Genomic DNA, 13,058 nt, shown 5'->3' on the forward strand with positions numbered 1-13,058 from the left:
TTCATGGAACTCCGACACCTCAGAACTTTCGCCGTCGTGGCGGAAACGCTCAGCATCTCTGCGGCTGCGCGCAAACTGCGCGTCACGCAGCCCGCGTTGAGCCGACAGATCCATGCGTTGGAACACATGGTCGGGCATCCGCTGTTCGTGCGGCATCAGACGGGATTGCGGCTCACCGCGACCGGCATGACGTTGCGCGATCATTGCACGAAGGCGCTGGCCGCGGTGGACGATGCCTTGAGCAGCGCGCGCGGCATGGGTTCGAAGGAAGGCACCGTGGTGCGCTTCGGCTACTACGGCATCAGCGTGTGGGAAAACCTGCTTGCGCCCGCGCTCGAGGTGTTCGCTCGAAAATTTCCGCATGTGACGCTAAACATGGTCGAGGAATCATCGGTGCATCTCGCCGCGGATCTGCGCGAAGGTCATCTCGACGTGGCGTTGTTGAGCACGGGCGACTACGCAAAAATTCCCGGAGTGACCACCGAAGTCGCGTGCACGGTTCCCTCGATGGCCGTGGTCGCGCAGAATCACCGGCTGGCGAAAAAACGTTTCGTTACGCTCGAAGATTTGCGCGATGAGGAAATCATCGGCTTCAAGCACCAGGATGCGCCGGGAAAATACCGGGCGTTTCTCGCCGCGTGCGAGGAGGCCGGATTCACGCCGCAAGTCACGTATGTCGCTTCGATTTTTCCGGAGCTGTCGCTCGCGGTGAGAAAACGCATGGGTGTCGCGATCCTGAGCGCATTTGCCGAGTCGGTGTCGCACCCGGGAGTGGTTTTTTTGAAAATGAAACCCAGTGTGCCGCTGGAGTTTTATACCGCGCACACCGTGCGGGCTTCGGCTCCAGCGCGGGAATTGGCGCGGGTGCTGGCGAGCGAAGCGCGCCGCGCCGCCGCGGCTGCGACGAACGGAAAATAGTTTCCGCGTGAGTTGAGTGTGGGTGGTCGCCGGTCTCCGCACCGGCGACATGCAGCGAGCGCGTTGTCGTATTCGCACATGCGGCGTGAGGCGCGATCGCGCTGAAGCGTCGGTGCGGAGACCGACGCCCACCTTGACGCCCTAGGGGGATAACCAATCGGCATGGGGCTCCCAACAACACGGCATTATGCAAGGCCGGCGGCAGTCGCTATTCTGTGCGTTACTTCACTCACACCTGCCACCCATGAAGTTTTCCTGCTGCCCACGCGTGTGCCTGCCGGCTTTTGCCGCGCGGAGCGGTGCGCGCGCATGCGGTGACGAACGGCGGCAGGTGAGAGTGAAGACACCACTTTACACCTAAAATGAAAATCATGTCTCAGTTTGGTTCTCTCGTTAAATACGCCTTGCTGGCGTGTGTGGCGCTCGCGGGCTTGGGCTCGCGCGTGGACGCCGCCGCGCCCGGCCGCCTTCCGACGATCTATGCGTTCAACCACACTGGCGCGGCCACCATCAACCGCGGCGAATCGCTCTGGTTGAACTGGTCGGTCGGTGACGCCACCGAAGTTTCCGTGTCGCCAGACATCGGCGTCGTGCGCGAGAACTATGTGCAGGTCACGCCGCAAACCACGATGACCTACGTCCTCACCGCGAAAAACGCGAACGGCACGGTTACGAAAAGCAGGACCATCACCGTAGTCGCGCCGCCGGTGATCGGGTCGTTCACCGCCACGCCCGAGACACTCGTCGCAGGACAGGCCGCGCAGCTGAATTGGTCGGCGCCCGGCGCCACGTGGTATCGCGTCACTTCCTCCACGGGTGCCGCGCCCGGCCAACTGATTGGCATCACGTCCGCGACCGTGCGCCCGCAGGTCACGACGACCTACACGCTCGTCGCGAATAATTCCGCCGGCTCTTCGGCTCCGCAAACGGTTACGATTCCCGTGACCGCGCCGGTGCCGAAGCCCACCATTACCTCCTTCACGGCCTCACCCGCTTCAGTCCCCAACGGCAGCCCGACCACGCTGACTTGGGCCGTGAACGGAGCAACTTCCCTGTCGATCTCGCCCCGCGTCGGCGTCGTCACCGGCAACAGCGTCACGTTTTCCCCGACCGCCACGACCACCTACACGCTCACTGCGACCAACGAGTCCGGCAGCGTGACCAAGAAAACCAACGTCACAGTTACGACGCCACCTCCGCCGACGATCTCGGCCTTCACGGCTTCGCCTCACGTGATCACCGCAGGCACCTCTTCGACGCTCGCGTGGACGGTGAGCAGCGGCGCGACGATGGAAATTTCCGCCAACACGGGCGCGAGTCCCGGCGTCGTCACCGGCACGAGCGTGAATGTCACGCCGTCCGTCACCACCATTTACACGCTGCGCGCCACGAATCTTGGCGGTAGCGTTACGCGCACAGTTTCGGTCACCGTCAACGCGCCTGCTCCAACCATCACGGCCTTCACGGCGAATCCGCCGGAGATCTCGCGCGGCGAATCAACCACGTTGAACTGGTCCGTCACGGGCGCGACGCAGCTGTCGATTTCGCCGGGCATCGGTGCCGTGAGTGGCTCGAGCGTGACCGTGACGCCGACCGTCGGCACGACTTACACGCTCACTGCTTCGAACGGGAGCGGCAGCGTGACGCGCAACGTTTCTGTTAACGTTACCGTGCCGCCGCCGGAAATCGCGGCGTTCGTCGCGACGCCGGCGGCGATTCTCGTGGGTGAATCCACCACCTTGAACTGGTCGGTGAGCGGCGCGAACTCGCTGTCGATTTCTCCCGCGATTGGCGCGGTGACCGGCACGAGCGTGAGTGTCACACCCGCGACGAGCACGAATTACGTCCTCACCGCCACCAACGACGGCGGCAGTGTCACGCGTTCCGTCGCCGTTACCGTCAACACGCCCGAGCCGTTGCCGACGATCGGCGCGTTCGAGGCGGAGCCGACTTCAATCGCTCCGGGCGGTTCATCAAACTTAACGTGGTCAGTGAGCGGGGCCGCCTCGCTCTCGATTGCCGCCAACATCGGCGCGAGTCCGGGCGTGGTCACTGGCAGCAATGTCGCGGTGACGCCCACGGCGAGCACGACCTACACGCTCACGGCGACCAATTCGAGTGGCGGCAGCGTCACGCGCACGGTCAATGTGGCCGTCGTCAGCCCGCCGGCTGTGATCAATTCATTCACGGCAACCCCTTCGTCGATCGCGGTCGGCGCATCGTCCACGCTTGAGTGGTCAGTCAGCGGCGCAGCGACGTTGTTTGTTTCCGCCGACATCAGCGCCAATCCCGGCGCGGTCACCGGCACGAGCTTGAGTGTCACGCCGACGGCCACGACCGTTTACACGCTGACAGCCACGAATGCCACGGGCGACTCGGTGAGCAGCACCGTCACGATTTCGGTCACGGCGGCGCCGCCCGCACCGACGATTGAAATCCGTTCCTTCACTGCGTCCGACGATCTCATTCAAGCCGGCGAGGAAGTGACGCTGACGTGGGAAACGGTCAACGCGCAGAGCCTGTGGTTATCCGCGAGCTACGGCGGCGATGTCGGTGACATGCGCGGTCGCACCTCGGTGGTCGTGCGCCCGATGGCGACGACGCGTTACGTGCTCAATGCGTATCATTCCACTTACGGTTCGAAATCCGCCGCGGTCACGGTCAACGTCGGCCCAGCTCCGGTGCCGGTTGTGAATGCATTCAACGCTTCGCCGAGCACGATCTCCATTGGCAACTCGACGACGCTGAGTTGGTCGGTCGACGGCGCGAACGAGATTTCGATCACCGCCGACGAAGGAACCAGCCCCGGTGTGGTGACCGGTTCAAGCATCACGGTCAGCCCGACTGATGACACGATTTACACGCTGCGGGCGCGTAACCCTTATGGCGAAGTCACGCGCGAGGCGGCGGTGATTGTCACGGGCCCGACGGCGCCAGTGATCGGTTCGTTCACGGCAAATCCGGCGTTCATCCAGAGTGGCGCCAGCTCCACGCTTGTCTGGTCGGTCTCGGGTGCCGATTCAGTTTCGATTACGGCGAGCGTGGGCCAGAGTCCCGGTGCGGTCACCGGCACGAGCGTGGAAGTGTCGCCCACCGCGACGACCACTTACACGCTCACGGCGACCAACCCCATCGGCAGCACGACGGCGACTGCGCAAGTCACGTTCTACACGCCGGGCAACGGCAGCGTCGCGCATCCGCGCGTGTGGATCACGCCAGCGCGCGTCGCGCAACTCGCGCAACGTGCCGCGGCGAACGATCCGGCTTGGATTACGTTGCGCAATGCGTGCGAACAATGGGCCGCGATGCCCGTGCGTTGGCCGGATGAGTCGCCCGCGACGGGCTATATTCACGGCGGCTACCAATACTTCGATTATATGCGTCCCGTCGTGGAACTCGCGCTCGGCTACCAGGTGACGAAAGATTTCGAGCCGCAACGCGCGGTGCGTTACGCGACGAAGGCCCGCGAAATTCTCATCAAAATGTCCGACCCTGTGCGTCACGGTCGCGAGTCGACCGACAGCGGTTGGAGCATCCGCGCTTACGTGCCCGCGCTCGCGCTGGGTTACGACTGGCTCTACGAAACGCTGAGCGATTCCGATCGCGCGCAGATTTACACGGAGATCAACCGTTGGACGGAATGGTTCGACACGAGCGGCCTCGGTCGGGATTTCCCGAATGGTAATTATTTCGCGGGTTACTACGCCGCGAAAGCCCTCGGCGCGCTCGCGACGGAAGGGGAAAACCCCAAAGCCGACGCGATGTGGAACGACTGGCTCAACCGCATCCACTACGGCATGGTGCAACCTTACCACGCGCAATGGCTCTCGGGTGGCGGCGCGCCCGATGGGTGGAACTACGGTAAACTTGAAACGATCAATATGCTTCGTCCCGCGGCTGCGGCGTTTACCGCGAAGGGCCTCGATCTCGTAAGCGGCACGCGTCCGTTCACGTGGGCGAATGGCCATGCGCACTGGGTGGCGCATTTCACGCAGCCGGACATGAAGAGCATGAGCGACCGCGGATTCCTTTATCCTTCGTCGAATCCTTCCGGAGTGAGCGCCGCGTGGGCGACACAATACACCGGCCTCATGCGCATGGTGAACGCGAGCAATACGCCGCTCATGCAGCAATACCTGCTCGATCTACGCGCGCAACCCGGTCGCGAAAACGCGGAGCCGTGGGTGGAATTTTTATTCTTCGATGCGAACGCATCGGGCGCGAACTACCGCACCGCGCTCAGTTATCGCACGCCGGGCGACGGCCAAGTCTCGATGCGCAGCTCGTGGCAAAATGATGCCGTGTGGGCGACGTTCCAATCCGGCCCTTACACTGGCGCGCCGGTTTCCTCGGAGGAATTCTACGACAAGGGCGCGCTCGTGATTCACCGCGGCAACGTGCAGTTCGTCGTCAACGCGTGGGGCGCGATGTTCCGCCACACCCCCGGCACGGAAGACGGCGAATTGCGCATGGATCCGACGCCGCAAAATCCGCGCGGACTCACGCCGTTTGATCAGCTCTACACGGAAATGTTCGGCGTGCAGACCGACGGCGTGACGGGCGGACGCCGCTTGTTCAATACGTTCTACGCGTTCCGCAACGTGAGCCATCCGCCGATTCCCGGTTACTACGGCCAGACGGCGAACGGCCCGGGCGTCGCCAACACCACGCTCTCGCGCTTTGAGGAAGGCAACCGCTACGTCCTCATGCGCGGCACCAAGCTCGAGGAAATGTATTTCACCCGCTATCCGATCAACGGCTGGGAACGCTCGGTGCTCTACGTGCGCCCGCAATTGTTCTTCGTTTACGATCGCACTGCGATGGTGAGCGCCGCGATCGACAACTGGATGTCGTGGCACGTCGCTGCCGCGCCGACTGAGCAGCTGGGTTTTGCCGGCACGCACCGTTTCGATGTGGTCGATACGCGGGCCGCGTTTGGTGGAAACTTGTTCCGCGGTCGCGTGACCACGGTGTTGCCCGCGAACCACGTCGTGACGTCGGAGAACTTGTTCAATCGCGGCAAAGTCTATCGTCTTAATGTCCGCGCTGCCGCGCCCGCGCTCACAACGAGCTGGCTCACGGTGTTCGATGCCTCCGCGTCGGCGGAAAGCGCAGGCCTCGTCGATTCATTGAGCGCGGCCAATGGCGGCGTGCTGAATGGCGATGTCGAAGGCGCGATCGTGGTGAGCACCACCGCGGCGAACACCGTGGCGACCTTCAGTCGAAGCGCGTCCGCCGTTTCGGGGGCTGTTCGCCTGCAAGTGCCGGCGCGCAACACCACCTTCATCATTAACGACCTCGTCCCCGGTGCGGCCTACAGCATCCTGACCAATCGGAGCGAAGACACGATCATCGTGCAGATCGCTCCAGGCGGCGGCACTCAACTCGCAACGGCGCAAGGCGTCCTTTCGTTCGATGTATCGGTTACCACCAACTAACCTGCGGGTTCGCGCGCGCTCCGCGTCGGTCGTTTCCCTCTCGGAAATGCGGACGCGGCTCGCGGAGTCGGAATTATTCGCGCTCCAGCAACGCACGCAGCCGCACTTCCTGTTCAACGCGCTCAACGCCATCAGCGCGTTGGTGCGCGAGAACCGCAACGATCAGGCGGTGCAAGCCATTGCCCGACTCGGCGCGCTGCAACGCACGTTGCTCGAGCACGCGGACGACACACTCGTGTCGCTCGCGGAGGAAATCATGTTCATCAAGCACTACTTGAGCCTGGAACAACTGCGTTTCGGCGAACGCCTGCATGCGACCATCGAAGTCGACGCCGACGTCGAAGGCGTGCCGTTACCGAGCTTGTTGCTGCAGCCGCTCGTGGAAAATGCGGTGAAGCACGGCGTGGCGCGACGCACGGGGATCAGTCGCGTGATCGTGCGCGTGACGCATGAAGACGATTGCTTGCGCGTGATGGTGCGGAACGATCCGCCTGATCTCACTCACGCGGTCGGAATCGGCACCGGCTTCGGGTTGCGCGCGGTGTGCCAGCGTTTGATCGGCGTGTATGGCGACAGCGCGAGTTTTTATTTCGCGCCGGATGATCCGCAAGGCGTCACGGTCACGCTCACCATTCCCCTCGAACGCAGCCGCCTCAGCGCATGAGCCGCATCAACGCAGTCATCGTCGACGACGAGCCGCTCGCGCGCGGCACCATCGCGAAACTCCTCGGCGGCCACGCCGACGTGACTGTGGCCGGCGAGGCGGGCAACGGCCAGTCCGCGCTTGCGCTGTTGCGGCACCTGTCACCGGACCTGCTCTTCCTCGACATGGAGATGCCGGACATGACCGGTCTGGAAATGTTGAAACAATTGCCGGAGGCGCAGCGCCCCGCGGTAATTTTTGTCACGTCGCACTCGGCGTTTGCGTTAAAAGCGTTCGAGTGTCGCGCGGTGGATTTCCTTTTAAAACCTTACAGCGACGAACGCTTTCACCAAGCGCTGGCGCGAGCGCGCGGAGAACTGCGCCAACCCGATATCGCTGCGCTGACGAAAAGCGTCGAAGCGCTGCTGCAGCAAATGCCCGCTGGCGCGATTCCGCCCGATGCGAAGGCGATCGATTCAAACCGGCTCACCGTCAAATCCGGCGGCGACATCCATGTATTGAAAGCCGAGCACATCAAGTGGGTCGAAGCGCAGGGCGATTATTTGCGCATTCATAGCACGACCGGCCGCACGCTGGTGCGTGAAACGATGGGGCAATTCCTCGCGCGCGCCTCGACGGGAAAATTTGTGCGCGTGCACAAATCCGCGATTGTGAATGCCGCGTTTATCTCGCGGATGAAGCCGATGCATGCGGGCGATTGCCGTTTGGAATTATCGGATGGCACGGTGTTGCGTGTGAGCCGCACGTATCGCGAAGAGTTGCGTGCGGTGCTCGGTCGTTAGTTGTCGGACAGCGCAGCCGCGAAACGGCTGGTCGCACGGGCGGCCTGCTCATCGCACCTGAATTGAGCTGGTTGCGAGGGGAGATGTGGTGATGCGAAACCGAGGACACCGTCCATCACGGGCGCGTGCGTTCGGTTTTAAACACCTATCGAACTATGTTGAAAAGAAATCTCACCACTTCGGCGCGAAGCTCGCGCACGCGTTTGCTCGGGTTGCGCATCGCCGCATTGCTGGCGACACCCGGACTGATTACCGCCCAGACGCCGCCGACTCCCGCCAGTGATCAAGCCGTCACGCTCGACAAATATGTCGTGACTGGATCGTTCATTCCCCAAGCGTCCGCTGAACCGATCGCGCCCGTCGCGATTTTTACGGAGGCCGACATTCGTGCGACGGGCGCGATGACGCCGATTCAGGCGCTGCGCAGCTTGCCGTCGTTTATCGGTAATCCTGGCGCGACTGAAAATGACTCCAACGGCGCGAGCGGCTCGACGTATGTCAGCCTGCGTGGCCAAGGCGCGGCGCAGACGCTCGTGCTCATCGATGGTCGTCCCGCCGGCAATAATACGTGGTCGAACATCCAGTTGATGCCGATCGAAGCGATCGAGCGCATCGAAGTGCTGCGCGACGGCGCCGGCATCATCTACGGCTCGGCAGCCATCGGCGGGGCGGTGAACATCATCCTGAAGAAAAACTACAGCGGTCTCGAAGTCTCCGTGATGGGCGGCGCTTCCACGCGATCGCCCGGGGCGCGCGAAACGTTTCAGGCGTCGTTTGTGACCGGTGCGTCGACGGATAAAACCTCGATCGTGATTTCCGGCAGCTATTTTAAAAACCGCACGTTGCTCGCCGGCCAGCGGCCCAACTCTGCGCTGGCGGACAATCGCCCGCGCGGGGGCGTGAACACGGGTTCTTCGTTGTTTGCAGGCGTGGCGAGTTCCGCCGCGCTCGGCTTGTCGGTGTTGCGGCCAAACTTTAGCGGAACCGCCACGCCGACTGGCGCGGGCGACTATGTGCCGCTCGATACCAACACCTTTAGCTCGAACCAACTGTTCAATTTTCGCGACTACTCGATCTCCGCGCCGGGCCAGAAACGGAATTCGCTCTACCTGAGTTTCGAACACCAGATCAACGGCAAGGCCCTCGAAGTGTTCGGCACGGTGCTCTACGCAAACCTGGCCACACGCAACGGACTCGCGCCGGCGCCGTTCCGTTTGCTCGTGAATCCGACCCAAGGACCGGCGGCGGGAGCGCTCACGCAATGGGGTCCCTATAACGAGTTGCTCGGAGCTGCGCGTTTTCGGGACGACGGCGTTGACTGGATTCAGTATCGCTCGGTCGAACTCGGTAACCGCACCAGCGAGCAGGTCTATAACGACTTCAAATATGTCGGGGGACTGCGCGGCGAAATTGGCAGCAACTGGAATTGGGAAGCGTCTTACACGGTGAACAAGGAGATCTTCGATAATCTGGACGCCGGCGTGCCGTCGTTGCCGTTGCTGGATGCGGAAGTGAAGGCCGGTCGCTTCAATCCATTCGCGCTCGCGCACTCCGTGGGCAGTGCGGTGGTGAATGGGATTACTTACAACTGGGATAACGCGAAAGCGCTCAAAGCAGCGGAAGTCACCGCGCGGCAGAGGACTGAAATCAGTGGTTTCTCTTACAACGGCCGCGTAGCCGGTTCGTTGTTTGAATTACCCGCTGGCAAGGTTGGCCTCGCGACGGGCGTGGAATACACCTACAGCGACAACGATGCGGATGTGGATGACATCTACTCGTCGGGCTCGGTGCTCGGCTTGCCCTCGGCGGCCGACAGTTACGGCGAAGATCTCAATCGCGCCATCTTTGCAGAAATCAAAATTCCGCTGCTCTCGGAGAATAACCAGGTGCCGTTTGTGCACGATCTCAGCATCGGCGCACTTGCCCGCAAAGAAGAGCAGGTGGTGAAAGGGCTCAATGGAAACACCGACCTCTACGATTCACGCACCTACGATAAGACCAATCCGAGTGTGAACCTCCAGTATGCGCCGACGAAAAATTACAAACTGCGCGCGACCTACAGCAAAGGCTTCTTGGCTCCGTCTTCGGGCTTCGTGTTTGGCAGCGCTGGCGCGAGCAACCCGACGTTGGCAGATCCACTCGGTTTCCCGACGGCGGCGCAAACCACCCTCGTGATTCGCGGCAACCCGGATTTGAAACCTGCTGTTTCAAAAGCGTGGTCGGTCGGTCTTGTTGCGCAACCGAAGGGACTTTCCAAGAACCTCTCGCTCGCGGTCGATTTCTATAACATCAAGGTCGATGGCGTCGTGGCGAACAACGCCAACGCGATTCTCGCCGCGAACGCGGCCGGCCAGGGCGCCGGCTTCATTCCGGGTAACGCGGCGACCATCAATCCCAACGCGCCGTTCGCAAATCAGATTCGTCGCTCCGCCGATGGCCGTTTGAACAGCAGCGGCAGTTTTGCCGACACCCACGGCGTGGCGCAACGCGGTGCGGTGCTCTCCGATTACCTGAACATCGCCACGCGTGACGTCTCGGGTGTGGAATACACCGCCACCTACACGCTCAACACCGCCACTGTGGGCCGCGTGACGTTGATCGCCGCCGCGAATCAGTTCGTGAAGTTCGACCAAACCTCCGGCCCCGGTTTGCCGGCGGTAAGTTATCTTGGTAAATCGGTGAGCACGGTCGGCGATCCGATTTCGCCGGGCAGCATTCCGAAATGGAAAGGCAACTTCACGACGCAGTGGAACTGGCACGGCTTCAGTGCGCGCGCGACGTTCAACTACATCGGTTCGTTCCAGGACGATCCGCTGTTCGTGATGTCGCCGAAGATGAAGGCGTTTTACGACGCCGGCACACCCAAGTCGGATCCTGCGTTTGCCGCGTTTCTTGCGGACAGCACGCAACTCAAGGTGGGCGGCTTCCGGATGGTCGAAGCGTGGAAGACCTTCGACACGCAACTGAGTTATGAATTCAGCGGCGCGGAGGGATTGTTCTCTGGTCTCACGGTGACACTGGGGGCCAACAATGTTTTCGATGAACTCGCGCCGTTTGCCGCGGGTGGGTTCAACGACAGCTACGATACGCGCACGCATAACAATATCGGGCGCTTCGTGTATCTGAATCTTTCGAAGAAATTCTAACGCTTTGGTCAGTCAGGTCTGCGCAGCCCGGTCGAAAGACCGGGCTGTTTTTTTGCAACTTCTGCAAACCGACTGGGTTCTTGAAGTATGAATACGTTCCTCAAAATCACTCTCATCGTCGTGCTGGCGGTCTTGGCCATTAAGTTCATTCCGGTCATCGCTGTTGGCGCTTTTATCGGACTCATCGTGGCGGCAGTGCTCGGAGCGCTCGGTCTTTCTTTGATCACTGTCCTGCTGGCGCTTGCGATCGGTTTGGTCGTGGCGCTCGCGCCGATCTGGATCCCGGTTCTCGCGATCCTCGGGGCCATCGCCCTGTTCAAGAAACTGAACGACAAGCCGACCGCAACGCCTCCGCCGATGTCGGCATAAGAATTGTTAGTGTGTAATCATAATGTGCAAAAGCGGCGATCCTGTGGCGGGATCGCCGCTTTATTTTTGGTCCATGAAGCTGCGTCCGCTTACTTGCATCGCGGGTAAGGGACTGACTCAATGGACGAATGCCGAAAGCGGCGGGCGCGGCCCGTAACTACATTTCCCACCTCAGTCTCGTTGGCCGCAGCCAGGGAGCGGTGAAGACTTTGGACGGCTTCAAGAAACAGCACCACACGGTGCCCGATGCGGTCAATGCGACCACTTCAGCGTTTCTCGGGAAGCTGTGTGCGGGTGAACTCGCGGAGGAAGGCGAGAAATTCTATCAGCGCGCGAAGACGCTGCTCGCTTACAAGCGCACCGATGCGTCGCTGGATGTCGCCACGCCCGCGGCAACGCTGACGACCAAGGACTTTGTTTTCGAAATTTCCTACGCGCTCGAAAGTGACGATGCCGCAAGTTACGAGATCACGCGCACGCTACACAACGTGCGCAGCGGCGAGATGGTGGATTTGCCGGAGTTTAACGAACTGTTCGCGGGCGTGTTTTCGGGGATCGTGTTTATGCTCGTGAAAGGCGTGCGCGTGGAAGCGGTAATCGACGCCATCGAAGGTGGTCAGGCGGCGGACGGACTCACGGTGTCGTATCCGTCGGATTGCCGGAACTGTGTGCTCAAAGTGGAGGGCGTCGATGCGCAGGTGATTTGTGACGGTGCCACGCTGGAGATGCGTTTTCCTAGAAATGGTTCGCCCGCGGAATTGATCGCCTCGTTCGAGGTGTTGAAAGCAGTGTTTGCTTTGAGCAAGAATCGCACTCTCAGCGGAATGATCGGCTGATTTTTTAAGCGTATGAATATCCTTTCGATTCAATCTCACGTGGCGTTCGGGCATGTCGGCAACGCGTCGGCGGTGTTTCCCATGCAACGGCTCGGCGTGGAAGTGTGGCCGATTCACACCGTGCAATTTTCGAATCACACCGGCTACGGCGCGTGGAAAGGCCGCGTGTTCGACGGACCGGCGATTGAAGAGCTCATGGAAGGGATCGCGGCGCGCGGGGTGTTGCCGGCGTGTAACGGGGTGCTCTCGGGCTACATGGGCTCGGCGGATATCGGCAATGCAATCCTGGGCGCGGTGAAACAAGTGCGCGCGGCGAACCCGGCGGCATTGTATTGCTGCGATCCGGTGATCGGCGATGTCGGTCGCGGCGTATTTGTGCGACCGGGCATTCCGGAGTTCATGCGCGAGCACGCGGTGCCGGCGGCGGATATTATTACGCCGAATCAATTCGAGTTGGATTACCTGTCGGGCCTGACGACCAGCACGAATGAGAGCGTGAAAGTTGCCGTGAACAACGTGCGGAAACTCGGTCCCAAAGTGGTGCTCGTGACGTCGGTTCACACGCGCGAGACGCCGGCGGAGGCGATCGATCTGGTGGTGGGCGAGGCGGGGCGCTGTTGGCGCGTGCGCACGCCGAAACTTTCGGTGAGCGTGAACGGCGCGGGCGACGCGATCGCGGCGCTCTTTTTCGTGCATTATCTCAAGAGTCGCTCGGCGGCGCAGGCACTCGGTGAAGCGGCGGCTTCAACGTATGGTTTGCTCAAGCGCACGGCGGACGCAGGCTCGCGCGAAATTTTGACCGTGGCGGCACAGGATGAGTTCGTGGCGCCGACGACGCGATTTGCGGTGGAAGAGATCTGAGACGTGCCGGGGAGGTGGCTCGCTTGCGGGCCACGTTGCGCGCA

8 protein-coding genes are annotated in these 13,058 nt (G+C 61.6%); all 8 read left to right on the forward strand.

What is annotated here, in order from left to right:
• Window positions 1–3 precede the first annotated feature (3 nt).
• The 8 genes from ACRRQW_RS08615 (at window position 4) to pdxY (ending at window position 13,014) form a co-directional block, all read left to right on the forward strand.
• The gene (locus tag ACRRQW_RS08615) at window positions 4–918 is read left to right on the forward strand and encodes a LysR substrate-binding domain-containing protein (protein WP_438480876.1); all 915 of its coding nucleotides are present in this window, start codon (window positions 4–6) and stop codon (window positions 916–918) included.
• 362 nt (window positions 919–1,280) lie between these two features.
• The gene (locus tag ACRRQW_RS08620; RefSeq protein WP_438480877.1) at window positions 1,281–6,356 is read left to right on the forward strand and encodes a beta strand repeat-containing protein; all 5,076 of its coding nucleotides are present in this window, start codon (window positions 1,281–1,283) and stop codon (window positions 6,354–6,356) included.
• A 46-nt stretch (window positions 6,357–6,402) separates the two neighbouring features.
• Window positions 6,403–7,020, forward strand: coding sequence for a sensor histidine kinase (locus ACRRQW_RS08625; RefSeq protein ID WP_438480878.1), 618 nt, complete (start codon window positions 6,403–6,405; stop codon window positions 7,018–7,020).
• Window positions 7,017–7,802, forward strand: coding sequence for a LytR/AlgR family response regulator transcription factor (locus ACRRQW_RS08630; protein WP_438480879.1), 786 nt, complete (start codon window positions 7,017–7,019; stop codon window positions 7,800–7,802). The genes ACRRQW_RS08625 and ACRRQW_RS08630 overlap by 4 nt, the downstream gene beginning before the upstream one ends.
• 155 nt (window positions 7,803–7,957) lie before the next feature.
• Complete coding sequence (locus ACRRQW_RS08635) at window positions 7,958–10,948, forward strand: TonB-dependent receptor domain-containing protein (protein WP_438480880.1); 2,991 nt, start codon at window positions 7,958–7,960, stop codon at window positions 10,946–10,948.
• A gap of 87 nt (window positions 10,949–11,035) precedes the next feature.
• A complete protein-coding gene (locus ACRRQW_RS08640; protein WP_438480881.1) occupies window positions 11,036–11,317 on the forward strand; it encodes a hypothetical protein in 282 nt (93 codons plus the stop codon).
• A gap of 128 nt (window positions 11,318–11,445) precedes the next feature.
• Window positions 11,446–12,153: a hypothetical protein gene (locus ACRRQW_RS08645; protein WP_438480882.1), complete on the forward strand. Its 708-nt coding sequence runs from the start codon at window positions 11,446–11,448 to the stop codon at window positions 12,151–12,153.
• A gap of 12 nt (window positions 12,154–12,165) precedes the next feature.
• Window positions 12,166–13,014 carry a pyridoxal kinase PdxY gene (pdxY, locus tag ACRRQW_RS08650; RefSeq protein WP_438480883.1) on the forward strand — a complete coding sequence of 283 codons (849 nt, stop codon included), beginning with the start codon at window positions 12,166–12,168 and terminating at the stop codon, window positions 13,012–13,014.
• Window positions 13,015–13,058: the final 44 nt, after the last annotated feature.

The organism is Oleiharenicola lentus (assembly GCF_051660365.1).
Taxonomy (GTDB): domain Bacteria; phylum Verrucomicrobiota; class Verrucomicrobiia; order Opitutales; family Opitutaceae; genus Lacunisphaera; species Lacunisphaera lenta_A.